This window comes from Martelella endophytica (assembly GCF_000960975.1).
Lineage (GTDB): Bacteria > Pseudomonadota > Alphaproteobacteria > Rhizobiales > Rhizobiaceae > Martelella > Martelella endophytica.
Window position 1 is genome coordinate 2,013,388 of sequence record NZ_CP010803.1, and the last position, 26,610, is coordinate 2,039,997.

26 protein-coding genes and 1 pseudogene are annotated in these 26,610 nt (G+C 63.6%); 16 read left to right on the forward strand and 11 right to left on the reverse strand.

The genetic code is table 11. From position 1 onward, the window contains the following. Nucleotides 1-49: 49 nt before the first annotated feature. The 3 genes from TM49_RS09100 (at nt 50) to TM49_RS09110 (ending at nt 2,452) form a co-directional block, all read left to right on the forward strand. Nucleotides 50-1,477, forward strand: a complete 1,428-nt coding sequence (locus tag TM49_RS09100) for an aldehyde dehydrogenase family protein (RefSeq protein ID WP_045680716.1) — start codon at nt 50-52, stop codon at nt 1,475-1,477. 115 nt (nt 1,478-1,592) lie between these two features. Next, on the forward strand, nt 1,593-1,982 hold the full coding sequence (locus TM49_RS09105; protein WP_045680717.1) for a RidA family protein: 390 nt from the start codon (nt 1,593-1,595) through the stop codon (nt 1,980-1,982). 41 nt (nt 1,983-2,023) lie between these two features. Continuing rightward, on the forward strand, nt 2,024-2,452 hold the full coding sequence (locus TM49_RS09110; protein ID WP_045680718.1) for a GlcG/HbpS family heme-binding protein: 429 nt from the start codon (nt 2,024-2,026) through the stop codon (nt 2,450-2,452). Between the two features lie 51 nt (nt 2,453-2,503). On the opposite strand, the gene TM49_RS09115 is transcribed toward TM49_RS09110, so the two are convergent. Beyond that, nucleotides 2,504-4,213, reverse strand: coding sequence for a glycoside hydrolase family 32 protein (locus tag TM49_RS09115; protein ID WP_045680719.1), 1,710 nt, complete (start codon nt 4,211-4,213; stop codon nt 2,504-2,506). A 250-nt stretch (nt 4,214-4,463) separates the two neighbouring features. Between TM49_RS09115 and TM49_RS09120 the strand changes: the two are divergent. After that, nucleotides 4,464-5,206 (forward strand): annotated as a pseudogene (locus TM49_RS09120) (Stf0 family sulfotransferase). 33 nt (nt 5,207-5,239) lie between these two features. On the opposite strand, the gene TM49_RS09125 reads toward TM49_RS09120, so the two are convergent. Further along, complete coding sequence (locus TM49_RS09125; RefSeq protein WP_045680720.1) at nt 5,240-6,130, reverse strand: DMT family transporter; 891 nt, start codon at nt 6,128-6,130, stop codon at nt 5,240-5,242. Between the two features lie 209 nt (nt 6,131-6,339). Here TM49_RS09125 and TM49_RS09130 point away from each other — a divergent pair, with 209 nt between their 5' ends. The 4 genes from TM49_RS09130 (at nt 6,340) to TM49_RS09145 (ending at nt 12,551) form a co-directional block, all read left to right on the forward strand. Then, complete coding sequence (locus TM49_RS09130) at nt 6,340-7,638, forward strand: adenylosuccinate synthase (RefSeq protein ID WP_045680721.1); 1,299 nt, start codon at nt 6,340-6,342, stop codon at nt 7,636-7,638. A gap of 62 nt (nt 7,639-7,700) precedes the next feature. After that, complete coding sequence (locus TM49_RS22595; RefSeq protein ID WP_144409518.1) at nt 7,701-9,578, forward strand: hypothetical protein; 1,878 nt, start codon at nt 7,701-7,703, stop codon at nt 9,576-9,578. A gap of 284 nt (nt 9,579-9,862) precedes the next feature. Further along, entirely contained in the window at nt 9,863-11,005 is a 1,143-nt protein-coding gene (locus tag TM49_RS09140; protein ID WP_144409519.1) for a fumarylacetoacetate hydrolase family protein, read from the forward strand. Nucleotides 11,006-11,030: 25 nt separating this feature from the next. Further along, nucleotides 11,031-12,551, forward strand: coding sequence for an aldehyde dehydrogenase (NADP(+)) (locus TM49_RS09145; protein ID WP_045680723.1), 1,521 nt, complete (start codon nt 11,031-11,033; stop codon nt 12,549-12,551). 84 nt (nt 12,552-12,635) lie between these two features. Here the strand turns inward: TM49_RS09145 and efp are convergent, their stop codons facing one another. Continuing rightward, nucleotides 12,636-13,205, reverse strand: a complete 570-nt coding sequence (gene efp, locus TM49_RS09150) for an elongation factor P (protein ID WP_045680725.1) — start codon at nt 13,203-13,205, stop codon at nt 12,636-12,638. A gap of 121 nt (nt 13,206-13,326) precedes the next feature. Here efp and epmA point away from each other — a divergent pair, with 121 nt between their 5' ends. Further along, nucleotides 13,327-14,382 carry an EF-P lysine aminoacylase EpmA gene (epmA, locus tag TM49_RS09155; protein WP_045680727.1) on the forward strand — a complete coding sequence of 352 codons (1,056 nt, stop codon included), beginning with the start codon at nt 13,327-13,329 and terminating at the stop codon, nt 14,380-14,382. A 41-nt stretch (nt 14,383-14,423) separates the two neighbouring features. On the opposite strand, the gene cel5A is transcribed toward epmA, so the two are convergent. After that, on the reverse strand, nt 14,424-15,473 hold the full coding sequence (cel5A, locus tag TM49_RS09160) for an endoglucanase Cel5A (RefSeq protein ID WP_082074680.1): 1,050 nt from the start codon (nt 15,471-15,473) through the stop codon (nt 14,424-14,426). 374 nt (nt 15,474-15,847) lie between these two features. Here cel5A and purU point away from each other — a divergent pair, with 374 nt between their 5' ends. The 7 genes from purU (at nt 15,848) to TM49_RS09195 (ending at nt 20,705) form a co-directional block, all read left to right on the forward strand. Then, nucleotides 15,848-16,738 carry a formyltetrahydrofolate deformylase gene (gene purU, locus TM49_RS09165; protein ID WP_045680730.1) on the forward strand — a complete coding sequence of 297 codons (891 nt, stop codon included), beginning with the start codon at nt 15,848-15,850 and terminating at the stop codon, nt 16,736-16,738. Between the two features lie 445 nt (nt 16,739-17,183). Then, on the forward strand, nt 17,184-17,393 hold the full coding sequence (locus TM49_RS09170; protein WP_045680732.1) for a hypothetical protein: 210 nt from the start codon (nt 17,184-17,186) through the stop codon (nt 17,391-17,393). A gap of 104 nt (nt 17,394-17,497) precedes the next feature. Continuing rightward, nucleotides 17,498-17,839 carry an ElaB/YgaM/YqjD family protein gene (locus tag TM49_RS09175; RefSeq protein WP_045680734.1) on the forward strand — a complete coding sequence of 114 codons (342 nt, stop codon included), beginning with the start codon at nt 17,498-17,500 and terminating at the stop codon, nt 17,837-17,839. Between the two features lie 2 nt (nt 17,840-17,841). Next, nucleotides 17,842-18,264: a hypothetical protein gene (locus TM49_RS09180; RefSeq protein ID WP_052699779.1), complete on the forward strand. Its 423-nt coding sequence runs from the start codon at nt 17,842-17,844 to the stop codon at nt 18,262-18,264. Between the two features lie 102 nt (nt 18,265-18,366). Further along, nucleotides 18,367-19,377, forward strand: coding sequence for an aldo/keto reductase (locus TM49_RS09185; RefSeq protein WP_244464824.1), 1,011 nt, complete (start codon nt 18,367-18,369; stop codon nt 19,375-19,377). Nucleotides 19,378-19,489: 112 nt separating this feature from the next. Next, nucleotides 19,490-20,302, forward strand: coding sequence for an aldo/keto reductase (locus TM49_RS09190; protein WP_045685035.1), 813 nt, complete (start codon nt 19,490-19,492; stop codon nt 20,300-20,302). Nucleotides 20,303-20,432: 130 nt separating this feature from the next. After that, on the forward strand, nt 20,433-20,705 hold the full coding sequence (locus tag TM49_RS09195; RefSeq protein WP_045680738.1) for an usg protein: 273 nt from the start codon (nt 20,433-20,435) through the stop codon (nt 20,703-20,705). A gap of 12 nt (nt 20,706-20,717) precedes the next feature. On the opposite strand, the gene TM49_RS09200 is transcribed toward TM49_RS09195, so the two are convergent. Genes TM49_RS09200 through TM49_RS09230 form a run of 7 tightly spaced genes read right to left on the reverse strand, consistent with a single transcriptional unit; the run spans nt 20,718 to nt 26,609 of the window. Next, nucleotides 20,718-21,254 carry a hypothetical protein gene (locus TM49_RS09200; protein WP_052699780.1) on the reverse strand — a complete coding sequence of 179 codons (537 nt, stop codon included), beginning with the start codon at nt 21,252-21,254 and terminating at the stop codon, nt 20,718-20,720. After that, on the reverse strand, nt 21,251-22,561 hold the full coding sequence (deoA, locus tag TM49_RS09205; protein ID WP_045680740.1) for a thymidine phosphorylase: 1,311 nt from the start codon (nt 22,559-22,561) through the stop codon (nt 21,251-21,253). Before deoA ends, TM49_RS09200 begins: the two co-directional genes overlap by 4 nt. A 3-nt stretch (nt 22,562-22,564) precedes the next feature. After that, complete coding sequence (gene deoC, locus TM49_RS09210; protein ID WP_045680742.1) at nt 22,565-23,338, reverse strand: deoxyribose-phosphate aldolase; 774 nt, start codon at nt 23,336-23,338, stop codon at nt 22,565-22,567. Beyond that, nucleotides 23,335-24,135, reverse strand: coding sequence for a purine-nucleoside phosphorylase (locus TM49_RS09215; RefSeq protein WP_045680744.1), 801 nt, complete (start codon nt 24,133-24,135; stop codon nt 23,335-23,337). The genes deoC and TM49_RS09215 overlap by 4 nt, the downstream gene beginning before the upstream one ends. Then, nucleotides 24,132-24,530 carry a cytidine deaminase gene (gene cdd / locus TM49_RS09220; protein ID WP_045680746.1) on the reverse strand — a complete coding sequence of 133 codons (399 nt, stop codon included), beginning with the start codon at nt 24,528-24,530 and terminating at the stop codon, nt 24,132-24,134. Before cdd ends, TM49_RS09215 begins: the two co-directional genes overlap by 4 nt. A gap of 1 nt (nt 24,531) precedes the next feature. After that, the gene (locus tag TM49_RS09225) at nt 24,532-25,497 is read right to left on the reverse strand and encodes an ABC transporter permease (protein WP_045680748.1); all 966 of its coding nucleotides are present in this window, start codon (nt 25,495-25,497) and stop codon (nt 24,532-24,534) included. Nucleotides 25,498-25,499: 2 nt separating this feature from the next. Then, the gene (locus TM49_RS09230; RefSeq protein ID WP_045680750.1) at nt 25,500-26,609 is read right to left on the reverse strand and encodes an ABC transporter permease; all 1,110 of its coding nucleotides are present in this window, start codon (nt 26,607-26,609) and stop codon (nt 25,500-25,502) included. Between the last annotated feature and the right edge of the window lies 1 nt (nt 26,610).

Sequence of the window (26,610 nt, forward strand, 5' to 3'; positions counted from 1 at the left end):
CCCTTTCAGCGCCGATGCCCCATTTGAGCTAAAACACTGCGAGGACGCCATGAGCAACCATCAGAAATTCTTCATCGACGGCAAGTGGGTCGCGCCGACCGGGGACAAGACGCTCGATGTCATCAATCCGGCAACGGAGGAAGCCTTTACCGCGATCGCGCTTGGCAATGCGACCGACGTCGAAAAGGCGGTGATGGCGGCGCGGGGGGCCTTCGACAGCTTCTCGCGCACCACGCGCGAGGAGCGGATGGCGCTGCTTCAGCGCATCATCGAATGCTATCTGGCGCGCGAGGACGATCTTGTCGAAGCGGTCAGCAACGAAATGGGCGCACCGCTCGCCTTTGCCCGTGAGAACCAGGTGCCTGTCGGCGCCTCGCATCTGAAATCCACCCTGGAAGCGCTTGCCACATTCGAATTCGAGGAAGTGCGCAACAAGGGACTGATCGTGCGCGAGCCGATCGGTGTCTGCGCGCTGATCACGCCGTGGAACTGGCCGCTGAACCAGATCTGCGCCAAGGTCGCGCCGGCGATCGCGACGGGATGCACCATGGTGCTGAAACCCTCCGAGATCGCGCCTGTCTCCGGCATCATCTTCGCCGAGATCATGGAGGAAGCCGGCGTCCCCGCCGGTGTCTTCAACCTCGTCAATGGTACCGGGCCGGATGTTGGCCAGGTCATGGCGGGCCACCCCGAGGTCGACATGGTGTCGTTCACCGGCTCGACGCGCGCCGGCATCATCGTGGCGAAGACTGCGGCCGACACGGTCAAGCGCGTCTGCCAGGAACTCGGTGGCAAGTCGCCGAACATCATCCTCGATGATGCCGACCTCGAAAAGGCTGTCGCCCACGGCGTGCGCAACTGCTTCGACAATTCGGGCCAGTCCTGCGATGCGCCGACCCGCATGCTGGTGCCGGAGGGCAAGCATGATGCAGCCCTTGAAATCGCCAGGGTCACGGCCGAGAGCCTGAAGACCGGCGATCCCCGCGCCGAGGGTACCGATCTCGGCCCGGTCGTCAGCAAGGTCCAGTACGACAAGATTCAGGGCCTTATCGAGGCTGCGATCGCGGAAGGCGCGACGCTCGTCACCGGCGGTCCCGGCCTGCCGGAGGGGCTCAGTCGGGGCTACTACATTCGTCCGACCGTGTTCGGCAATGTCGACAACGAAATGACCATCGCACGACAGGAGGTCTTCGGTCCGGTGCTGTCGATCCTGCCCTACGCCAACGAGGAGCAGGCGATCGCGATCGCCAACGACACCGAATATGGCCTCGGCGCCTATGTCCAGTCCGGTTCGCTCGATCACGCCCGCGCCGTCGCGAAGCGGATCCGCGCCGGCAATGTCTCGATCAACGGACCGACATGGGACACGGCCATTCCCTTCGGCGGCTACAAGCAATCCGGCAACGGACGCGAATTTGCCGACTGGGGCATGCACGATTTTCTGGAAATCAAGGGGATACGCGGCTACACGGCTTAAAAACCGTGTCCGATCCGCTACAGTGGCCGCGCCCGGCGCCGCAAGGCTGCCGGGTCAGGCTTGACAGCCGGGCCGAAGAGAAGCCATGCGTCCCCAACCTTGCGGAGGCTACACCATGAAGAAGATCATCAATCCGGCGGGCCTGCGCCGTCCCTTCAGCAACAGCAGCCACGGCGTCTACGTGCCGCCGGGTGCCGGGCTTCTGGTCATCTCCGGTCAGGTCGGCATCGGCCCGGACGATGTCATCCCGCGCTCGGTCAAGGCGCAGGCGGAACTCTGTTTCGAGACGATCGGCAAGATCCTCGCCGAAGCCGGAATGGGCTTCGAGGACATCATCCGCGTCAACGGCTACGTCACCATGCGCGAGGATATCCCCGCCTATCTCGAGGTGCGCGACCGCTATGTCGGGGACCCGATGCCGGTCTCGACCCAGCTCATCGTCAGCGGCTTCACCCGCGCCGAATTCCTGGTCGAGGTCGAGGTGACGGCGGCAAAGGCGGCCTGAGGGCCGGCTGAATGATCCGGACGACGACAAGGACACTGAGCATGAAAAGCATTGCACTGAAGACCGCGCTCTCGATTGCAGAGGCCGGGCTTTCCCACGCTGAAAAATCCGGTTTCAAGCCCATGGCCGTGGTCGTCGTTGACGATGGTGGCCGCCTCGTTGCCTTCATGCGGGGGGATGGCGCCTCGCCGGGCCGGTTCGAACTGGCGCTCGCCAAGGCCAATGGCTGCGTCATGCTGGGTGTCGGCGGCCGGGCGCTTGCAGCACTCAACGCTTCCAATCCCGGTGTCGTAACCGCCGCCGGCAACGCCTTCGGCGGCAAGCTGTTTCCGGCGCCGGGCGGCGTTCTGCTGCGCGATGGTCAGGGCGCAATCATCGGCGCCGTCGGCGTTTCGGGCGATACGCCTGACAATGACGAAGCCGCCGCCATCGCCGGTATCCGCGCAGCAGGCATCGACTTCCAGCCATAAAGCGACCGCATCCTCGCGGACGTCAGATGTTTCCACCTGACTGCGAAATTCCTAAAGCGACAGCCCCCAGACCTTTGCCGTCTTGATCCCGCCGCTGCGAATGCGCAGCGAGTGGATGGGATCGAAGCCGGCGATGCGCTTGGTGCCGGTCCAGCGGCCGTTGTCGGCGAAGACCTCGACCGAGCCGATGTCGAGGAAGACGCGGATGTGGCTCGGCTTCGCACCAGGGGCGACGTAGTCCGGGGTCGCGCGTTCGATGTCGTCGAGGTAGATGAGGCGCATGCCTTCTGCATCGACCTTGATCACGATCTCGATATTGTTGTGGTAGAGATCGAGCTCGAAGGATTCGTTCGAGCCGTCGAGCTCGATCACGATTTCCGCCTGCCCCGTTTCCAGCGTAATCAGTTCGCCGGCTGCAAGCTGGGTCTCGTCGATCAGGTGATCGCGCAGCTTTTCCACGCCCTCGATCGGCGGCGTCAGCAAAACGTTGTCGGTCGGATCGTAGACAAGATTTCTCGGTAGGGTCATCGCCGTCGGAAAATCGATTTCGGGGGCGGCGTCGGCCCAGTTGGCGAGCCAGCCGATGCCGACGGGCGTGCCCTGATCGAGGAAGGCCTGGAAGGCATAGTTGTCGGTAACGAAATCTAGCTCCTGCTCGAATTCCGGCGTGAAGGTCGTGCCGTCGAAATGGCCGACGGTTGCCGATGTCAGGTTGCGGCGGCCTGTGGCCTCGTCGTGGCTGTGCATCAGGCCGCACATCAGCACCCAGTGAGTGTTGGGGTCTCCCGCCGGGCCGTCGAGCGGCAGCAGGCAGGGACATTCGATGACCTGTGTGTTGTGCCGGCCTTCCGAATGCAGCACATCGACGAATTCCCAGCCGCCCGCGGCCGTCACGTCGGCGGTCTGGTAGAGCAGCACGACGCCTTCCTCGTTTCGGCGGCTGCCGAGCAGCATCTTCCAGTAGCCGTCGGGACCGCGGAAGACATACGGGTCGCGGAAATCGAGCGTCAGGCCCTCAAGCTCCGGGCGATTGTCGATCAGCGGATGCGCCTCGCCGGCGAAAATCAGCGATTGCGACGTCGCCATCATCTGGATTTCGCGCTCCGGCGCACGGTCCGTGACGGATTCGGTGAAGAACACGCGGATGCCGGCGGAATTGTCGAGCGGAATCGCCGAGCCGGAGAACGCGCCGCCGCGCTTGGCCGGCCGGTGGCTGAGGTCCTCGGAGGGAAACAGGAAGATCGGCATGTGCCGCCAGTGCAGGAAGTCCTCGGAAATCGCATGGCCCCAGTGCATCGTGTTCCAGGTGAGGCCGTGCGAATAATGCTGGTAGAACAGGTGAGCGGAGCCGTTGAACCGGCCGAAGCCGTTCGGATCGTTCATCCAGCCGAAGGGCGGGCGGAAGTGGTAACTGCCGGGCGCCGGCGCCGGCGCATTGGCCGCGTGGGTGCGCAGAACGGTGATGCCTTCCTCCAGCACCTTGGCATCGGTAAACCAGTAGGCGACGGATACCGTCGTGGTCTCCGGATCGTAGGCGCATTCCAGTTCGCCGCCATGGGGCACGAAGAACATGCGGAATTCGTATTCCTCGGAATTCTGGACGAAGATGTTGCCGAACACCTGTTCGTTCAGCGACAAACGCATTTCCGCCGGCGCGTGCGGATGAATTGCCTTCAGCCAGACATGGAGCACGGCGTTGACGGGCACGTGGCTGCGCAGCTTGCGAAGGCGGGTTTCGTCGGCGGTTTTCTGTTCGGACATGCGTTTTCGTTCCTTCCCGCAAAGGATTTCATCAGTGCTCTGTTTGGCGGCCGCTCCCGCCCAAAGGTGCTCCTAGACCTAATGCGACAGACGAGGATGTAAAGGGCGCGGGCGGCTCTTGGCTGTCTTTTTGGCGCGCATGGTGAAGGATGCGCCGCCGCCGCGAAGGGTGAAGCTTGATCCGGGCTTTTGTCCGGGGTAACGAATTGCGGCTCTCTGCGCTGCTGCGGAGCCCACGGGAGATGCACCAATGTCCCAATTCCAGTCCTATGTCATCTGCACCTCGCCGCGCAGCGGCAGCACGCTCTTGTGTCGGCTCCTGGCAGCGACCGGCGTGTCCGGCAATCCCGGCTCGCATTTCCACCGACCGGACATTGAAGCGTGGCTGCGTTCATTCGGGCTGGAGCGGATCTATGGCGAGAGTTCCGCATCTTGGAAGCGGCGAAGGCAAAGGGCCGTCTCGATACCGGCATGTTCGGCCTTCGGATGCAGCGCGGAAGCTTTCCATTCTTCATCAGCCGGCTTGGCGTGATGTTTCCGGATGCGGCGAGCGAACGGGCGCGCATTGAGGCCGCCTTCGGACCGACGCTGTTCATCCACCTGACGCGCCTCGACAAGGTGGAGCAGGCCGTATCCTGCGAGCGTGCCCGGCAGACCGGACTGTGGCACCGGGCGCAGGACGGCAGCGACATCGAGCGGCTGGAGCCCGTTTCTGTCGCCGGCTATGACGGTGACGTGCTGCGCGCGCAGTATGACGAGTTTGTTGCTTTTGACCGGGCCTGGGAGGCCTGGTTTGCGGCGGAGGGTATCGTTCCCTACCGCATCACCTATGAGGCGCTTTCGGCCGCGCCTGCCGAAGCGCTCGCCGATCTCCTGGCGGCGCTCGGCCTGTCGCGCAGTCACGCCGAGGGGATGAAGCCGGATATCGCCAAGCTTGCCGATGCCACGAGCGGCGAGTGGATTGCGCGCTTTCGGGCGGAAAACGGGCTCTGATCAGGCCCCCGTCAGGTCCCTATCAGGCCCCTATCAGGCTTTGTGCGGCTTGCCGAACTCGGCGATCGCAATACCGCCGACGGCAAGCGCCAGGGCGACCGCATGGAAGCCGCCGAAGTGCTCGTCGAGCAGCAAGACCGCAAGCACTGTGCCAAAGACCGGGATCAGGTTGATGAACAGGCCCGCGCGGTTCGGGCCGATGATCTCGACGCCGCGGATGAAGAAGGCCTGCGAGATCAGCGATGGGAACAGGGCGGTATAAAGCACGACGCCGATGCCGACCGGGTCATGCGGCAGGATCGAGTTCCCCGCGACCGCCTCGCCGATGGTCAGCGGGATCGAGGCAACGAACGAGCCTGCACAGAACGACATCACCATGACCCGCCAGTTGAGCGGCGGCTTCCAGCGCAGGGCGACGGTGTAGCCGGCATAGCAGAGTGCTGCGAGCAGGCTCAGCACGTCGCCGGTGTGAATGTCGAGCTGCAGCAGCTTTGCGAGATTGCCTTGCGAGACGACGACGGCGACGCCGACAAGCGTCACCAGAAAGCCCACGAGCTGCAGCATCGTCGAGCGCACCCGGAACAGCGCGAAATTGATGACGACGATGAACAGCGGCAGGATTGCCTGCACGATAGAGACGTTGACGGCGGAGGTGAGCTTCAGCGCCGAGTAGAGGAAGGCGTTGTAGGCGCAATAGCCGACGGCGCCGAAGGCGAAGACAAGCAGCCAGTTGCTGCGGATCGTGGACCAATCGCGGCGGACCTGTGGCAACGACAAAAGCCCGATGACGAGCGCCGCGATACCCCAGCGAAGCGAATTCAGCACCATTGGCGACACATGACCCACAGCAAGTTTGCCCGCCGTCAGATTTCCGCCCCAAAGGAATGTGGTGATGGTCAAAAGCAGATAGGCCTGCCATCGCATGGCGATTCGTCCCTGTTCTGTTTCACCCGCATATTCGGTAACGCAGGGATGATGAAAATGCGAATGCAGACCGCATAATCCGTTCGAACCGCGTTTGTCACGAGAAAATTTGGGGCGACAGCGCGTGGGGGATCGCATTATCCAGATGGGATCGCTATAGATGCTGCGGCCCTTTGGGGCGTGGTATCGGAATTCTTTAGGTAGGTAAGATGACGAATGTTGTAGTGGTCGGTTCCCAGTGGGGCGACGAGGGCAAGGGCAAGATCGTTGACTGGCTTTCGGAGCGCGCCGACATCGTCGTGCGTTATCAGGGCGGCCACAATGCCGGCCACACGCTGGTCATCGACGGCACCAGCTACAAGCTGTCGCTTCTGCCCTCCGGCGTCGTCCGTCCAGGCAAACTTGCCGTCATCGGCAACGGCGTGGTTGTTGACCCGCATGCGCTGATCGCCGAGATCGGCCGGCTGGAAGCGCAGGGCGTTACCGTCAACACGGATAACCTGCGCATTGCCGACAACGCCACGCTCATCCTGTCGCTTCACCGCGAGCTCGACGGGATGCGTGAGGATGCTGCCTCCAATTCCGGCACGAAGATCGGCACCACCCGCCGCGGCATCGGCCCGGCCTATGAGGACAAGGTCGGCCGTCGCGCCATCCGCCTGATGGACCTCGCCAATCTCGAGACCCTGCCGGCGAAGATCGATCGCCTTCTTACCCATCATAACGCCCTGCGCCGCGGCTTCGGCGCGCCGGAGATCTCGCATGCGGCGATCATGGACGAGCTGACCTCGGTCGCCGACAAGGTCCTGCCTTTCCGCGAGACGGTGTGGCTTATGCTGGACAAGAAGCGCCGCGCCGGTGCGCGCATCCTGTTCGAAGGCGCGCAGGGTTCGCTGCTCGACATCGACCACGGCACCTATCCGTTCGTGACATCGTCGAACACGGTGGCCGGGCAGGCTGCGGCGGGTTCCGGCATGGGGCCGGGCGCGCTGCAATATGTACTCGGCATCACCAAGGCCTATACGACCCGCGTCGGCGAGGGACCGTTCCCGACCGAGCTTCACGACGAGATCGGCAACTTCCTCGGCGAGCGTGGCCATGAATTCGGCACGGTCACCGGGCGCAAGCGTCGCTGCGGCTGGTTCGATGCGGCGCTGGTGCGCCAGGCGGTCGCCACCAACGGCATCACCGGCATTGCGCTCACCAAGCTCGACGTGCTCGATGGTCTCGACGAGCTGAAGATCTGCGTCGGCTACGAGCTCGACGGCGAAGAGATCGAGGCGCTTCCGGCAAGCCAGGGTGCCCAGGCCCGTGTCAAGCCGATCTACATAACGCTTGAAGGCTGGAAGGAATCGACTGTCGGCGCCCGCAAGTGGGCAGACCTTCCCGCCCAGGCGATCAAGTATGTACGTCAGGTTGAAGAGCTCATCGGTGCTCCCGTTGCGCTTTTATCCACAAGTCCTGAGCGCGACGACACCATTCTCGTCACCGATCCATTTGAAGACTAACAGGAAATGCGAGTATTGTAGCGGGAGCGGCCCCGCGTCGGCCCGCACAATAGGGGTAATATATGGCGGATTTCACAGCAGTCATTCGACGCGCAGTCGAGGGCTTACCGGATAACACTCCAGAACTGCGCGCCCGCGTCTATGAGAAGGCGCGGTCTGCGGTTGTCCGGCAGATGGAAAACATGAATCCGCGCCCGCCGGAAGCGCTGATCAAGCGCCAGATCGACAAGATCGATGCGGCGATTGCCGAGGTCGAGGCCGAGTTCGCCGAAGCCCTGCCGGAAGACGAGGCCGTCGAGGAACCGCCATTCGTCGCCCCCGATCTTCCGGGCACCGACAATCCGGAGGCCTATGACGCGCCGGAAAGCGAAGACGAGACTCCGGCCGAGCCTGTCGCCGCGCCCTATGAGGAACCGGCTGCCGATGACGATCGCGAGGAGGAGGACGAGCCCGAGCCTCTGTCCTGGCAGCAAAGCCCCGAGCCCGAACCGCCGCATCACGAGGAGCCGGTCGAGGATACCGAACCCGAAGAGGCTTACGAGGACGAGCCGGAGGCGCCCGCCTATCGTTACGGCGATACGGCACCCTATGGTGGCTTCCACGGCGCGACCTTCGAACCCGTCGATCGAATCGAGGACGAGGAGCCGGAGCCCGACTACAGTTTCGAAGCGCCGGATGAGCCGCTCGATGATAGTGCCGGCGTGGTTCTTTCCGACGACGATGAAGACGAGGACGACGAGCTCGACCGCCACACCGGCCAGTCTGACTGGGCCTTTGCAGCCGCAAGCCCGGCTGAGAGCGCGTTCGAGCCTGCACCGCCGCCGCCGCGCCGCCCCGTGCCGGAAAAGGACTGGGCGCATGTCGACAGCCTGCTCGGACTGGAGCCCGAAGAGCCGGGTAGCGGTTTCGACGAATTCGAAAATGAGGGCGAGGAAGCAGCCCACCAGGACCCTGGTGACGGTCGCCGCCGGCGGATCGTCATGGCTGTTGTCGGCGTCGTCGTGCTTCTGGTCGTCGCCGTCGGTGGTTATCTTGGCTGGTCGAACCGCGATACGCTGATGGCGCTGGTTTCGCCCGCCGACGAGCCGGCCGCCGTCCAGACGACGCCGCCGGAAACCGCCACCTCCGGTCAGGATGGTTCCACGTCGAGCGACCAGGCTGCCGCGCCGGCGCAGGGCGAGACTGCGGGCATCGAAAAGCAATTCACCCAGCGCCTGCTCCCCGACGGCAACGAGGTCGAGGAAGGGCTTCCCGCTGCCGGAACCGAGACCGGCCCGGCCCGCACTGTTGCCAGCCAGACGACGGCGAGCAGCGAGGCACCGCCGGCCGCCGGCCAGAATGCTGCCGATCCGGCCCCGCCCGTCGGTGCGGCGCAGAAGATGTATGTCTATGAGGAACAGCTCGGCCAGTCGGTGCCCTCGGCCTTCCAGGGAACGGTGGAATGGGAGCTGAAGCAGGAGAAGAACGGCACGGATGTGCCCGAACCGGTCATCGAAGGCACGATGAGCGTGCCGGAGGCCGGCATTGCCGGGACCGTCACCTTCCGCCGCAACGATGATCCCTCGCTTCCGGCAAGCCACCTCGTCGACATCGCCTTCACGCTGTCGGACAATTTCGCCGGTGGCGCGGTCGAGAATGTGCAGCGTATTTCGATGAAGAGCACCGAGGCCGCCCGCGGCGATCCGCTGATCGCCGTCTCGGCCAAGATCACCGATGACCTCTACATGCTGGCGTTGAACGATTTCGACCAGGCCCGCGCCCAGAACCTTGCGCTTCTCGGCGATCGCAACTGGATCGACATCCCGATCACCTACCGCAATGGCCGCCGGGCATTGCTGACGCTGGAAAAGGGCACGACCGGAATGGCGATCTTCGATCGCGCCATCCAGGAGTGGCAGGCCCTCGGCGATATCGGTGACAGCGGCAATACCGGCAACTGATGCCAAACCGGCTGCGGACGTTTGCGCCGCAGCCGGTTCCTCCTCTCAGCCCACCCGCTGCCCCATCCTTCTTGCTCAGAAACACCGCCGCTGCGCCATTTCCGGATGGTGTTGCGGTTGTCGACGAACTGTGGACGGTCTACATAGTCTGACATTCCGCAAGCCGTCCTGGCTTTGCCGGAGTGTTCGGGATCGAAACCGCGTTCCGGCCGTTGACAGTCGAGACGCTTTCGCTGCCGTGGAGGAGGAGCGCCTTCGGCGCCGGCACAAGGATTTTGCAAGAGATGACGATGATCGACGATCAGAATGGCGTGTGGCTCGGACGCGTGTGGCTGCCGGAGGCCGAGGGGCCGGCGGTCGTGACGCTGCGCGGTGGAGCGGTTTATGACATCACCTCTCCGGTTGCTCCGCTTGTCCGTGATATCTGCGAGATGGAAGCGCCGGCCGATTATGTGCGCGATGCTCCGGGCTTCCGGCTCGGAACGCTGGAGGAGGTCGCGGCCGCGACGCCGGGCGATATGGAATCCATCCACTTCCTCAGCCCCTGCGACCTTCAGGCGATCAAGGCCTGCGGCGTCACTTTTGCCCGTTCCATGGTGGAGCGCGTCATCGAGGAAAAGGCGGCGGGTGATCCGAAGCAGGCGGAAGCGATCCGCGCCCGCATCGGGACGGCGATCGGCGACAGCCTGAAGAATATCGAGGCAGGCTCCGAGGCGGCGGCTGCCGTCAAGCAGGCGCTGATCGGCGAGGGGCTGTGGAGCCAGTATCTCGAGGTCGGCATCGGCCCGGACGCCGAAGTCTTCTCCAAGGCGCAGGTCCTGTCTTCCGTCGGACCCGGCGCGGAGGTCGGCCTGCACCCGGTTTCAAGCTGGAACAACCCGGAACCCGAAGTGGTGCTCGCCGTTTCTTCGGCAGGGCGCATCGTCGGCGCGACGCTTGGCAACGACGTCAATCTGCGCGACGTCGAAGGCCGCTCGGCGTTGCTGCTTGGCAAGGCCAAGGACAACAATGCCTCCGCCGCCATCGGCCCGATGATCCGGCTTTTCGCTGATGGCTTTTCGCTTGATGACGTCCGCCGTGCCGAGCTGACGCTGACAGTGACCGGCGAGGACGGCTACACTATGACCGGCCATTCCTCGATGTCCGAAATCAGCCGCGATCCGGCGGTACTTGTCAGCCAGACCATCGGCCGGCATCACCAGTATCCGGATGGCTTCATGCTCTATCTCGGCACGCTGTTCGCACCGACCGAGGATCGCGACGTGCCGGGCGAAGGCTTCACCCACAAGCCCGGCGACCGCGTGGTGATCTCGGCGCCCGGCTTCGGCCGGCTTGAGAACACGGTGCGGCTTTCGACCGAGTGCCCGCCCTGGACCTTTGGCGTCCGCGCCCTGATGAGTAATCTCGCTGCGCGCGGCCTCGTCTGAACGATCAAACACAAGGAGAAATCCCATGACCTACACCCCGCACGGCAAGCACCTCATCGGTGGCGAATGGACCGCCGCCGATATCACCTTTTCCTCCGCGCCGGCCAGCGGCACGCCGCACGAATTTTCCGAGGCGAGCGAAGAGCTGATTGATGAGGCGGTCAAGGCGGCCGAGGCGGCGTTCTGGTCTTATGGCTATTCCAGCCGCAAGGAACGGGCGGCATTTCTGGAGCGGATTGCCGACGAGATCGAGGCGCGGGCGGATGACATCACCGCGATCGGCACGGCCGAGACCGGTCTGCCGGCCGGGCGCCTTCAGGGCGAGCGCGGCCGCACCACCGGCCAGCTCCGCATGTTCGCCCAACATATCCTGAAGGGTGCCTATCTCGACCGCCGCCACGATGTGGCCATTCCCGACAAGACCCCGCCGCGCCCGGACCTGAGGATGATCGAGCGGCCGATCGGCCCGGTGGCGGTGTTCGGCGCCTCGAACTTCCCGCTCGCCTTTTCCACCGCCGGCGGCGATACCGCATCGGCGCTTGCGGCCGGCTGCCCGGTCGTGGTCAAGGGCCATCCCGCCCATCCCGGCACGGCGGAAATCGTCGCCGAGGCGATCCTTGCGGCGATCGAGGCCTGCGGCGTCCACCCGGGCGTGTTCTCGCTGGTTCAGGGAGCCTCCTACGAGGCAGGCGGTGCGCTCGTCACCCATCCGCTGATCAAGGCCGTCGGCTTCACCGGCTCGCTGAAGGGCGGCAAGGCGCTGTTCGATCTCTGCGCGGCACGCGACGAGCCGATCCCGTTCTTCGGCGAACTCGGCTCGGTCAATCCGAACTTCCTGCTGCCGGAAGCGCTCGGGCATCGTGGCAAGGACATCGCCAAGGGCTGGGCGGCTTCGCTGACCATGGGCGTCGGTCAGTTCTGCACCAATCCGGGCATCATGGTCACCCTTGCCGGTCCAGAGGCCGATGGCTTCGCCAAGGCCGCGGCGGAGGCGCTGGGCGAGGTCGGACCGGCGGTGATGCTGACGGAGGGCATCGCCCGGGCCTATCGCGGCGGGGCCGAGGCTGTTGCGGGCGCGAAGGGCGTCGAGACGCTGGTGAAGGGCAAATGCGAGGCCCGCGAGGGTGCGCCGGCGCTCTACCGCACCACCGGCAAGGTGTTTCTCGACAACCCCGATCTTGCCCATGAGGTTTTCGGTCCGCTGGGCATCATCGTCATGGCCGCGGACGCGCAGGAAATGCGCGCAGTCGCCGAGCGGCTCGAGGGGCAGCTGACCTGCACCCTGCACATGGAACGCGACGATACCGAGTTTGCCCGGACGCTGCTGCCGGTGCTGGAGCGCAAGGCCGGGCGCCTGCTAGCCAATGGATTTGCGACCGGCGTCGAGGTGTCGGATGCGATGGTCCATAGCGGCCCATATCCGGCCTCGACCAATTTCGGCGCGACGTCGGTCGGCACGCTCGCAATCCGCCGTTTCCTGCGCCCGGTCTGCTACCAGAACATTCCGGAAGCGCTGCTGCCGGAAGATATCCAGCACATCGCGTGAGATCGGCAAAAATAAACCCGCCGGAGGCGGCGGGTTTTTCGACAGGCGGGCGCGACAGCCCGCCTTTTTCATGCGCTGAAGCGCTCAGTCCTTGGCGCGCTCGACGTAGGAGCCGTCCTCGGTGAGGATGACGACGCGGGTGCCGGCGTCGATATGCGGCGGCACCATGGTGCGCACCCCGTTCGACAGCATGGCCGGCTTGTAGGACGACGAGGCCGTCTGGCCCTTGACGACGGGTTCGGTCTCGGTGATCTCCAGGGTCACCTGGCGCGGCAGTTCGAGCGCAATGGCAACGCCCTCGTGGATCGACAGGACCACGGTCATGCCCTCGGAAAGATAGGCGGCGGCATCGCCGACATCATCCGCGCTCATGGTGAGCTGATCGTAGCTCTCCGGGTTCATGAAGTGGAACCCTTCGGCATCGTTGTAGAGGAAGGTGTGGTTGTTGTCTTCGACGAAGGCGCGCTCGACCTGCTCCGTCGTCTTCCACCGCTCCGAAACCTTGACGCCATCCGAGATCCGGCGCATGTCCACCTGGGTCACGGGCGTGCCCTTGCCGGGGTGGAAATTCTGGGCGGTGAGAACGACGTAGAGCCTGCCGTCGACATCGACGACATTGCCCTTGCGCAGCGACGAGGCAATGACCTTGACCATGAGACTTCCCTGTAACAGCGGCGGTCGGCCGCAAACCTGCTTCAATGTTGAGAGCGGGACTATCTTAAAAACGTATCAATGGCCAGACCCAAACGCCGAAAGCCTGAGAAAGCCCGCCAATATGCCGCTTGAAACCCCGAAAACCTCGCCCTGGTGGCAGCGCGACCGTCATGCCGACCGCAGGCCGATATTGCTGGCACGCAACCGGATCCGGGCAGCTGCCGGCCGCTGGTTCGCCGGCGAAGGCTTCATAGAGGTCGACGTGCCGGCCCTGCAGGTTTCTCCCGGCAACGAGACCCATCTACACGCCTTTTCGACGGCGATGATCGGCAATGACGGCGAAGCGCAGCCGCTCTATCTCCATACTTCGCCGGAATTCACCGCGAAGAAGCTGCTCGCCGCCGGCGAGGAGAGGATCGTCACCTTCGCCCATGTCTATCGCAATCGCGAGCGCGGGCCGCTGCACCACCCGGAATTCACCATGGTCGAATGGTATCGGGCGGGCGAGGACTACAGCGTCCTGTTCGATGACTGCCGGCGGCTGATGGCGCTCGCCACCGAAGAGGCTGGAGTCTCGCGGTTCACCTGGCGCGACGTCCACTGCGATCCCTTCGCCGAACCCGAGAGACTGAGCGTTGCCGAGGCCTTCGACCGCCATGCCGGTATCGACCTGCTGGCGACCATTGCGCCTTCCGGCGAGACCGACCGCGCGGGCCTTTCGGCGCAGATGCGGGCCGCGGGCATCCGCCACGGTGACGACGACACCTGGTCGGATCTGTTCTCGCGCGTCCTTGTCGAAAGGATCGAACCGCATCTCGGCCACGGCCGGGCGACCATTCTCGATGCCTATCCCGCGCCCGAGGCGGCGCTGGCGCGCAAGAGCCCGCGCGATCCGCGCGTCAGCGAGCGGTTCGAGCTCTATGCCTGCGGCGTCGAGCTCGCGAACGGTTTCGGGGAACTGACCGACGCGGATGAGCAGCGCACGCGCTTCCTGGCCGACATGGCTGAGAAGGAGCGGCTCTATGGCGAGCGCTATCCGCTGGATGAGGACTTTCTGGCGGCCCTTGCCGAAATGCCGCCGGCGAGCGGCATCGCTCTGGGCTTTGATCGCCTAGTGATGATCGCAACCGGCGCAAGGCGGATCGAGGATGTGCTCTGGGCGCCCGTCGCCGGCTGAGGCGCTTGCGCCGCTGTGAGGTTGTCGCTTCTCAGCTCAGCTCAGCTCTTGGTATTGCAGCTGGCGCGGGTCGTGTTGCTGCCGAGCACCGGCTGGAGAGTGCGCAGTTGCTGCGTGCCGCCATCGCGTGGATTGGAATGGATGATCATCGGCGAGTCTTTCGGCCACCAGTCGCCGCCCGCCCAATAGGCCCAGCCGAGCCAGGCGCGCGGGTTCTGCTGGACCACGTCGACCATCTGCTTCAGGCCGCGCAGGCACTGGATCTGTTCGGTTGTGCCGAATTCGCCGAGAAAGCCCTGAACATCATTGGCATTCAGCCAGGAGGTGAAGTCGTTCAGCGCCGAGACGGCATCGTCGATCTTGGAGCAATCGGCATTCTTGCCGGAGAAATCGTCGTCCGTGTACTGGTGGACCTCGTAGGCGAAGTTGTTCGACGAGTCGACGACCTGTGCCATGACGGAGGCGTTCGAAGGGCCGTAGAAGGTCTGGCTCCAGCTGTGCGCACCGGTCCAGGCGGTGCCCGGAACGAGCACGAGATTGCCGGCGCCGATGGTGCGGATCGCGTCGATCGCGGCATTGGCCGCAGCAAGCCAGGCCGGCGCGGAAATGTCGTGCGGCTCGTTCATCAGCCCGAAGATGACGTCGTCGTCATTGGCGAAGACCGCGCTGAGCCGCTTCCAGAAGTCGGCGAAAGCGGCGACGGGCACATTCGGGGTGCCGATCATTTCGCCGTGGTAGCGGGCGTAGTTGTGCACGTCGAGGATCACGACCATGCCATTGTCGCGGAGGGTCTCGACCGTGTCCTTGATGCGGGAAAGCTCGGTGGCATCAAGCGTGCCGTTTAGTGTCGGCTGCAGCCGTTCCCAGAGAAACGGAAGACGGACAGCGTTGAAGCCGTCGTCGGCGAAGGCCTTTATGGTGCTCTCGGAGGGGTAGATGTAGCCCTGGCCATAGGGATCGCCGGGCTGGCCGAATTCCGCGCCGGAGAGGTTGATGCCGTGGAGTGTCATCTCACAGCCCGCCGCCTGCGCCGAGAGCGGGGCGAGGGTGGTCGCTATGATGGCTGCGGATGCGGCAAGCATGCGCGGCATGGACGGGAAGAGACGGCATGATCCGTTTCCTTGCAATGGCATTCACGAACTCCACTGTCGCCTCCTTCTCGGGAGGGCTGGTTTCTGCGACGCGGGCGCACCGGCAGCGAATTTAAGCAAGGTTTCAAAAGGTGTTCAAGTAGACCTATAGGGCGGCGCGCGCATGTATCAACAGGGCGACACCGGCAAAAAGGCAGACGGATGCATTGCCGGCCGCCGCCATTTTGACGGCAAAGCGCATCTTTGCGTCGTAGCTGCTACAGCGCGATGACGGCCGAGATAGTCAGATGCCTAGGCGGCTGCGCTGTTGAAAGCAGGCCTGCAAGCGATTATGACCAACCGGCCGCAAAGGGTGGCGCGAGAAGGACAGGAAGATGGCGAAGAACGATTACGTGCTGACGGTAACGTGCCCCTCACGACGCGGCATCGTCGCGGCGATTTCAGGCTATCTTGCCAATGAAGGCTGCAACATCATCGACAGCTCGCAGTTCGACGATCTTGAGACCGGCCGCTTCTTCATCCGCGTCTCCTTCATTTCGGAGACCGGCGCCGGGCTTGCCGAACTCGAACAGGGGTTTGGCGCGATCGCGGCACCCTTCGAGATGGACTACCGCTTCCACGACGGTGCCTACCGGCTGAAGACGCTCATCATGGTCTCCCGTTTCGGCCACTGCCTGAACGATCTGCTCTATCGCTGGCGTATCGGCGCTCTGCCGATCGATATCGTCGGCGTGGTCTCGAACCATCTCGACTACCAGAAGCTCGTCGTCAATCACGACATCCCGTTCTACCACATCGCCGTGACCCGCGACACCAAGGCCACGGCCGAAGAGCGGCTGATCGGGCTGATCGACGAGACCGGGGCGGAACTGGTCGTGCTGGCACGCTACATGCAGGTCCTGTCCGATACGCTGTGCCGGCGGATGGAAGGCCAGATCATCAACATCCATCACTCCTTTCTGCCGTCGTTCAAGGGGGCAAACCCCTACAAGCAGGCCTATCAGCGCGGGGTGAAGCTGATTGGTGCCACGGCGCATTATGTCACGCCGGATCTCGACGAGGGCCCGATCATCGAACAGGAGACGGTGCGCATCACCCATGCGCAGAGCCCTGAGGACTATGTCGCACTTGGCCGCGATGTCGAGGCGCTGGTGCTGGCCCGGGCGATCCACGCCCATATCCACCATCGGGTTTTCGTCAACGGCAACCGCACGGTGGTGTTCCCGCCTTCCGCCGGCTCCTACGCTTCCGAGCGCATGGGCTGACCCAACGGGTCTGGACATTTTACCGATAGTTGCGACTTCTAGGGACGGCAAAATTTAATTTCCGGCGCCCTTGTCTGGCGGCAGCCTGCTCCTATCTGTCTTGGCAGAGTTTGGGATGCCGTACCGCGCGTTTCGCCGCGCGTGGAATCCGATTTCTCAAACTCCCTTCCTTTTGACATCTTTCTGAAGAATATCCTACATATAGATAAAATATAAGGCTGGTTGTCGAGCTGTAGTTCGTTTAGAAACCTGTTTGATGACGTGGCGGAAGCCGCATGAGGAGAGGGAGCTCCAAATGCCCTTTATGATGCGAAAAACGATCGTCCTGCGCCCGAACGGCAAATTGGTCTGTCGATCCCGAACGGGATCATGAACAGCATCAGGCTGTTGCACTTATAGATTGAAATTGCGGGCAGCCGCGCATAAGCGGACTGGAATCAGGTTCATGAAAAAGCAGATGATTGAATTCGGCGGTCAGCCGGTCGGCATCGTCGTCCCGGAAAACGGGCGCCTTAAATTCGTTGCGGTCAAGTTTCACGTTCACGCGCTTGACGGCGAGCTTTATGATACAATGGATGAGTTGAGGAACGCCATTCGGGCGCAGGTTGCCGCTTTTTACGAGGGCGGTGGCGAGCGCGCGGCGGCGGCCGGGTGACGCTGCCGAATTTGCGCCTGTTTCCGGAAGAAGCGCTGGAACAAGCGGAAGGCTGGCGCGTTGTCCGAACGGCAGCCTTTTTGTAAGAAATTCGGGAGTTCACGATGGCAGAAAACAAATCCACCAGCGCGCGCGCCGCAAGCGCGGCAAGCAGCAAGACAGAAGCCGACATCCAGGCGCAGATCGATCAGCTGCGCGGTGACATCGCTAACCTCACCAAGCTGATTGGCGATCTGGGCAGCGAGAAGGCCAGCCAGGCCCGCGCCCGCGCCGAAAAGCTTCGGGACGACGCCACCAAGGCGGGCCAGGAAGCTTATGACCGCGCCCGTGACGAGGCTCTCTCGATGGAGGAAGACCTCGAGGATCGCATCCGCATGAAGCCGCTTCAGTCTATTCTGATTGCCGCCGGCGTCGGTTTCCTCGCGGCCCTGTTCACACGGCGCTGATGATGGAACGATTCGTATCTCTGGCAGCGGCCGTCATGAGTCTTGACGGCCGCATGCTGGCGCGATCGGCCCGGCGCAATGCCATTGTCGCCGTCATCTTGCTCTTCCTGTTGTTGGCCGCTTATGTGAGCGGCGTCGCCGCGCTGGCCATATGGCTGTCGTCGATTTATGGCGCGCTCGGTGCCACGCTGGTGATCGCGATCGCCTCGCTGACGCTCGCGATCCTGCTTCTGATCTGGGCCATGATGATGAACCGGATGGAAAAGCGGCGCTACAGGGCGGCGAAGTACGCGACCGAGGAAATGCTTCAGGGCGTCTTCGGTCTCGTTCCGATGATGCTGCAGGAAAAGCCGATTACCGGCATGGGGGCCATTGCGGCCTTCGCCTATGTTCTTGCTCGGGCATCGATGAAGCGTCGGTCATAGCTTGACGTTCTGATCCGGGTCGGATTCGATCGACCTGCCGGGTGCCGGAGACGGCGTCCGGATGTTTTCGTTTTCATTCAAGAGATATTTTGGGAGGTTTCATTGGCAACTTCTTCCCTGCCGACGCGCAGGCTCGGCACCACGGACATGTCCATCACCCGTGCCGGTTTCGGCGCCTGGGCCATCGGCGGCGGCGACTGGGCGGCAGGCTGGGGTGCGCAGGACGACGACGACTCCGTCGCCGCAATCCGTGCCGCCGTCGGGCAAGGCCTCAACTGGATCGATACTGCAGCCGTTTACGGGCTTGGCCACTCGGAAGACGTTGTGGGCAGGGCGATCGCGGATATTCCGGCCTCCGAGCGGCCCTATGTCTTCACTAAATGCGGCCTTGTCTGGGATGAGACCGACCGGATGGCGTCACCTCGCCGCGTCGGCCACCCGGACAGTCTCGTGGTCCAGACGGAAGCCTCCCTCAAGCGTCTCGGCGTCGAGGTCATCGATCTCCTGCAGGTTCACTGGCCATCTGACGATGTGCCGCTTGCCGACTACTGGGGCGCCATGGCCAATCTGAAGAAGGCCGGCAAGGTGCGGGCGATCGGCCTTTCCAACCACTCGGTGGCACAGCTGGAAGAGGCCGAAGCCATAGCCCATGTCGACACGTTGCAGCCGCCATTTTCCGCCATCCGCCGCGATACGGCGGCCGAGCTTCTGCCCTGGGCGAAGGAGCACGGGACCGGCGTTATCTGCTACAGCCCGATGCAGGCGGGGCTTTTGACCGGCCGCTTTTCCGCAGAGCGCGCGGCGGCGCTGCCCGATGACGACTGGCGCAAGAACAATGCACAGTTCAATGGCGAGAAGCTTGAGGCCAATCTGGCGCTGGCTGATGCGCTGAAGCCGGTTGCCGAACGCCACGGTGTCTCGCAGGCGGCCGTCGCCATTGCCTGGGTTCTCGCCTTTCCGGGGCTGACCGGCGCCATTGTCGGTGCGCGCAATCCGCAGCAGATCGAAGGCTGGATCGCGGCCGCTAGCCTCGAGCTGACGGAAGATGATATTTCGGAGATTGCCGCCGCGATCGAGGGCACCGGAGCAGGCAGTGGACCCGTCCGGCCCTGACACAATTCCTTTCGACCGGTTTGCCGGACGGGAATCCAATATCACCGATAGACTGCGTTCCGCGATCACAGCGATGGGCGGAACGCACCCAATGCCCTCGGAGGACACACCGATGAAATCGATCAACGGCATCCCGCAGATGGGATTTGGAACCTGGAAGCGGCGCGATGACGAATGCTATCGCACCGTGCTTGCGGCCCTTGAGGCCGGTTACCGCCATATCGACACCGCGCAGGCCTATGGAAACGAGGAAAGCGTCGGCCGGGCGCTGGCCGATTCCGGTCTCGGCGACGACGACGTGTTCGTCACCACCAAGGTCTGGATCGACAACTACGGCGACGATGCGTTTCGGCCGAGCGTCGAGGAAAGCCTGAAGAAACTTGGCCGCAACAAGGTTGACCTGCTGCTGCTGCACTGGCCGGGCCGCAAGGGCGGACCTGCCATGGAGGATTACGTCGGACGGCTGGCGGCGGTCTACGACGACGGGCTTGCGGCGCGGATCGGCGTTTCGAATTTCACCACAGCGCTCATGGATGAGGCGGCGAAGCTTCTCGGCGACCGGCCGATTTCAGCCAACCAGGTCGAATGCCACGTCTTCCATCAGAACCGGGTCATCGCCGATTACTGCAAGGAGCACGGCATTGCGATGACGGCCTATTCGCCGCTGGCGCAAGGCAAGATCGCCGGCGAACCGGTGCTGAAGGAGATCGGCGCTGCGCACGGCGTCTCGGAAGGTGAAATCGCGCTCGCCTTTCTTCTGGCGGAGGGGCATGTGGTCATCCCGACCTCCAGCAAGCCGGAACGGGTGAAGTCAAATCTCGCTGCCGCCGAGATCACGCTGACGGCGGAGGAAATCGATCGCCTGCGCGACCTCGACCGAAACATGCGGCTGATCAGCCCGGAATGGGCGCCCGACTGGGATTGAGATTATTGGCAGCACTCAAATTTGGGTGCTGCTAGTATATTGAAATTATTGACTAAAAATAAAATTTGCGATTGAAGCGCTCACAAAAATACGGCAGCCTTTCTCATTGTCAACGACAATGAGGTGGAACATGCGATTTGCTTCGGAATTCGAGATGCAACTGGCCGGTTACGGGCTGACGACGGCGCATATCCTTTATCGGCTGCCCGATTTCGACAGCCTGCTGCAAACCTATGTCTGGCAGCACTACGACCTTGCGCCGGATTTTCCAGAGATGAACAAGTTTCTCGCGTTCTGGAAGGACAATCTCGAAGGGCCGCTGCATTCGGTGCGCTATGCCCACAAGCACCTGATCGGCCCCAATGAATGGCGGCAGGTCACGGGCGAGTTCGCGATCCACTGACGGATCGTTGTCTCAGTCGGCCGACGTGTCGGTGACGGCGTCGAGCTGGTCCCTGGCGGAAAGCGTCATGCCCTCGGGATTTGTGGCGATGATGTCGTCGATCCGGTCCTTGCCGGCCTCATCGACGATCACGAACTGTGTCTCCGACCAGGCCTGATTGGCCGGGGGCTCGCCGGAGCAGGTGAGGAAGCGGAAGCGAACGTCGACCACCGTCGCATCGCCTTCGCTTACCGCCGGTGCGATCGTGACGTCGCGCAGCGGGCAACCATCCTGGGCATTGACGACGACGTCGTAGTCGAATGGCGTTCCCATTTCCTCGGCATCCGGCGTCGTCATCGCACGCGCATAGGCCGCCTTGAAATCGTCGCTGAAAAGCCGGTCGAGTCTCTCTTGCGAGAAGAGGTCCTGAAAAGGCGCGTCACCGGCCCAGTTCGAAACGGTAACGGACATGACCTCGCGCACCGGGTCTTCCGGCGCTGCGGCGACGCTCGTCGCGAGAAGACAGGCAAGAGTGGCGGCGAATGCGGCCTTGGCGGGCAGGGTGTTCAACCTGTGATCCTTTCCAGTATCAGCGGGCGGTCCGGCGGCGCGGTATCGGCAAACGCTGTGGCCGCGACCATGGCCGATATGGCGGCGCGGGCGTCGTCCTCATTGGCGGCATGGACGAAGCCGAGCGGCTCGCCGGCATCGACCTTGCTGCCGATCGGCTTCAGGCCCGAATAGCCGACGCGGTGATCGATCGTATCATCCGGCTTCCGGCGCCCGCCGCCGAGCGAAACGACGCTGACGCCGATGGCGCGGGCGTCCATGGCGGCGATATAACCGGCGCACGGTGCCTCGACAGGGCGGATAACCGGGGCCGCTACACGGTATTTCTCAGACCTGTCGGTGAAATCGGCAGGGCCGCCGAGGCCTGCGACCATCCGGCCGAAGGTCTCCAGCGCCTTGCCGCTCGAGAGCACTTCGCGTGCTCTTGAAAATGCTTGCCCGTGGCTGCTGCCTTCGGCATTGCCGATCATTTCGGCGGCGGTGGCGAGCACGATGGCCTCAAGCCGTGTGCCCGCCTTTTCGCCGCGCAGGAAGGCGAGCGCGTTATCGACCTCGAGCGCATTTCCGACCGCATCGGCCAGCGGCTCGTTCATGTCGGTGACCAGCGCAGTGGTCGGCAGGCCGGCATCATTGGCGACCTTCACCAGAAGGCGGGCAAGCGCCTGCGCGTCATCGGGGTCGCGCATGAAGGCACCGCTGCCGTACTTCACGTCGAGCACCAGGGTCTGAAGGCCGGCTGCGAGCTTTTTCGAGAGAATGGACGAGACGATCAGCGGCATGGATTCGACCGTCGCGGTCACGTCGCGGATGGCATAAAGCCGCTTGTCCGCGGGTGCCAACGCGCCGCTCTGGCCGATGATCGCCGTGCCAGCCTCGCGCATGGTGCGGGCGAGCGTCTCTTCATCCGGATTGACCGTGTAGCCGGGGATCGATTCGAGCTTGTCGAGCGTGCCGCCCGTCGGGCCGAGGCCCCGGCCGGAAATCATCGGCACGGCAAGGCCGCAGGCGGCCGCGATCGGAGCGAGCATTAGCGAGACATTGTCGCCGATGCCGCCGGTCGAATGCTTGTCGGCAACCGGACGGCCGAGATCGTTCCATGAAAGAACGCGGCCGGAATCGCGCATCGCCAGCGTCAGCGCCACCGTCTCGTCCTCATCCATGCCGCGGAAGAAAACCGCCATGGCAAAGGCGGCGGCCTGGGATTCGGTCAGGCTGCCATCGGAAAGCGCGGTCACGAAATCGGAGATCTCCGCACGCGAGAGCAATTGCCCGTCGCGCTTCTTGCGGATGATCTCCTGCGCCAGCACGGACTAGTAGCCGCTGCCGCCCGACGACGAAGCCTTGCCGTCGAGCACGCCGAGAATGTCGTTGAGCAGGCTGGAGGCTCCGAAGCGGAAGGTGGTCGGCATCACCCAGCCTTCGCCCATCACCGTTTCGGCGAGGCTGAGATAAAGCTGGGCATCGCGGACGGAGGAAATGCCGCCGGCGGGCTTGAAACCGACGGTGCGGTCGGCCTGGCGGATGACGCCGAGCATGATGTCGGCGGCTTCCAGTGTGGCGTTGACCGAAACCTTGCCGGTCGAGGTCTTGATGAAATCGGCACCTTCGGCAATCGCCAGTTCGGAGGCCTTGCGGATCAGGCCCGCATCGCCCAGTTCGCCGGTTTCGAGGATGACCTTCAGGCGCACGGGTTCGCGGCAATGAAAGCGCACGGCGCGGATCATTTCACTGACGGCCCACTCATTGCCGGCCTTCAGCTTCTTGTATGGAATGACGAGATCGATCTCGTCGGCGCCGTCACGGATCGCCTGCTCGGTCTCTTCCTCGACCGCGCTGATCGAGAGATCTCCGGAGGGAAAGTTCACCACGGTGGCGATCTTGATGAGATGGTCCTGCCCAAGCATCTGCCGGGCAAGGCTGACGAAACGCGGCCAGATGCAGATCGCCGCCGGCGTGCCGTAGGGCGTGTGGGCGCGCTCGAGCAGGATTTCGATATCCTTCTCGGTGCAGTCATCCGAGAGATTGGTCAGGTCGAGGAGCGACAGCGAAACGGCGGCTGCCTCCTGGAGACTGTGATGTTTCATGGCTTACCCCCGCCAATCATGCGTTTTACGATCGCGGCCAGCTTGCGGCCACCGACGGGTGCCATGTTCTTGGTCTCGTCGTGGCCGAGTTCGCCGTCGCTCATGCCGGCTCCGAAATTGGTGATCACCGAGGCGGCCGCGACCTTCAGACCCAGAAAGCGCGCCAGAATGACTTCCGGAACCGTGGACATGCCGACCGCGTCGGCGCCCAGGATCCGGGCCATGCGGATTTCCGCCGGTGTTTCGAAACTCGGACCTGAAAACCACATATAGACGCCTTCGGCAAGGTCAATATCTAAATCTGCGGCTGCCTGGCGCATCCGGTCCGCGAGTTCGATGTCGTAGGCTTGGCTCATGCCGGTGAAGCGTCGGTCGCTGGGTTCGCCGATCAACGGGTTCATGCCGGAATAGTTGATGTGGTCGGAAATGAGCATCACCGAACCGGGCGGCATGTCCTCGCGCAGCGAACCTGCGGCGTTGGTCAGGATCAGCCCCTCGATGCCGAGGGCGGCGAGCGTTTCGAGCGGCAGGCGCATTGCGGCCGCATCGCCCTGTTCATAGTAATGGACCCGGCCGGACAGCATGATCACCGGCGTTCCGGCGAGCATGCCCGCGACAAGCCGCCCCTCATGGCCGCTGACGCCGCCGGCGGGAAAGCCCGGCAGTTCGGCAAAGGCGAAGCTTTTCGTGTCCACCAAAGCGTCGGTCAGCCCGCCAAGGCCGGAGCCGAGCACCAGGGCATAGCGCGGCCGGAATGCGCCGAGGGCGTCCTTCAGGATCAGCGCCGCTTCGGTCATCCGATGTCCTCGGTATCGAAGGCATGCGGCAGCAGTGCGGCGACCGTCACCGTCTCGCGCACCCCGCCATCGTCGCAGAGATAGACTTCCGTCGCCTTGTCGGAAAATTCCGCAAGCTTCTGCCGGCAGCCGCCGCAGGGCGAGCAGAGCGCGAGACGCGGCGCATAGACGGCAACCGCCTTGATTGCCTTCGCGCCCCCCATGATCATATGGCCGATCGCCACGCCTTCGGCACAGATACCCTCCGGATAGGCGAGGTTTTCAACATTGGCGCCGGCATAGACGGTGCCGTCGTCGGCGAGGATGGCTGCGCCAACGGGAAATTTCGAATAGGGCGCATAGGCCTTTTCGCTGGCCGCGCGGGCAGCGGAAAAGAGATCTGAAGGGCTCGCCATATCAGCGCTCCTTGGTATAGGGCACGCCGCCGGCCTTCGGTGGGCGAGCCGTGCCGATGAAGCCGGCGAGCAGGACGCAGGTCAGGATATAGGGCATGGCCTGGAAGATCTGCACAGGCACCTCGCCGATGAACGGCATCGACTTGCCCTGCATGAAGTTCGAGAGCGCATCGAGGAAGCCGAACAGCAGGCAGGCGAGCATCACCGGAACGGGCTTCCATTTGGCGAAGATCAGCGCGGCGAGCGCGATATAGCCCTTGCCGGCCGACATGTTGTTGATGAACGAGGCCGATTGGGCGATCGAGAGATAGGTTCCGGCAAAACCGCAGAGAAAGCCGGCGATGATGACGGCGCGGTAGCGTAGCCACGTCACCGAAATGCCAGCGGTGTCGACGGCGCCCGGGTTCTCGCCAACGGCACGAAGACGTAGGCCGAAGCGGGTCTTGTAGACCACCCACCAGACGATCGGGACGGTGAGGAAGGCGAGATAGACGAGGATGTTGTTGCCGGAGATCACATCCGAATAGAACTTGCCGAGGAAACCCATGTCGCGCGCGGCATCGGCGCCGGGAAGCTGGATGCCGGTGAAGCGGGCCGTGTTTTCGAGCTGAGGGGTGCGCCCGCCCTGGCGGAACCAGGCATTGCCGAGCACGACGGTAAGACCCGCCGCGACGAAGTTTAGCGCCACGCCGGAAACGATCTGGTTGCCGCGCGCGGTGATCGAGGCATAGCCGTGGACGATCGAAAATACGATCGAGATGCCGATGCCGCCGAGAAGACCGAGCCAGGGAGATCCGGTGTAATAGGCGACGACCGCCGCCGCGAAGGCCGAGGCCAGCATCTTGCCCTCGAGCCCGATGTCAAAGATGCCGGAGCGTTCCGAGAACAGGCCGGCAAGGGCGGTGAAGATCAGGGGAATGGAGAGCCGGACGGTCGAGCCGAGCATGCCGATGATGATGTCAATCATGGTCAGGCCCTCGCCATCTGTCGCCGCCCGAACACCCGGACAAGGGCGGGGCGGTATAGGAATTCAAGCGCGCCGGCAAACAGGATGACGAGACCCTGGATCATCACGATCATGTCGCGGGTGATCTGCGGCATCATGAACGACACCTGAGCGCCACCCTGGTAGAGGATGCCGAACAGGATGGCGGCGAGCACGATGCCGAGCGGGTGATTGCGCCCCATCAGCGAAACGGCGATGCCGACGAAGCCGGCGCCGGCGACGAATTCCACCTGCAGCCGGTCCGCCGAGCCCATCACCACATTGAGCGCCATCATGCCGGCAAGCCCGCCGGAAAGCAGCATGGTGAGGATGACGGTGCGCGCATAGGGAATGCCGGCATAGGTGGCGGCCGACGGGCTGAGCCCCAACGCCCTCACCGAATAGCCGAACTTGGTGCGCCAGATCAGGAACCAGACGCCGACACACATCACCAGTGCGATGATGAAGGAGACGTTGAGCGGCGCCGGGCCGAGCCTGGAGCCGAACATCGCCATCAGCCAGTTGAGGCTCGGCAACTGGCCGCCGGGCAGGAACCCACGGGTTTCCGGCGACATGGCGCCGGCCGGCTTCAGCACATGCACCAGCAGGTAGACCATCAGCGCCGCGCCGATGAAGTTGAACATGATCGTGGTGATGACGATGTGGCTGCCGCGCTTGGCCTGCAGCCAGGCCGGAATGAAGGCCCAGGCGGCGCCGAAGAGCGCAGCGCCCAGCACCGCAAACGGCATCGTCACATACCACGGCACGTAGTTGTCGAGCGCGAGCGCCACCAGCGCACAGCCGAGCCCGCCGACATAGGCCTGGCCTTCCGAGCCGATGTTGAACAGACCGGCGTGATAGGCCATCGCCACCGAAAGCCCGGTGAAGATGAAGTTGGTCGCGTAGAACAGGGTGAAGCCGATGCCCATCCCGCTGCCGAGCGCACCATTGATGAGGATGCCGAAGGCTTCCAGCGGGTTCTGGCCGATCATCAGGATCACCAGGCCGGATATGAGCAGCGCCGTGACCAGGTTGAGCAGCGGCATCAGGAAAAAGGTGACCCAGCCGGGCAGGGGCGTGTTGGCTGCGCTCATT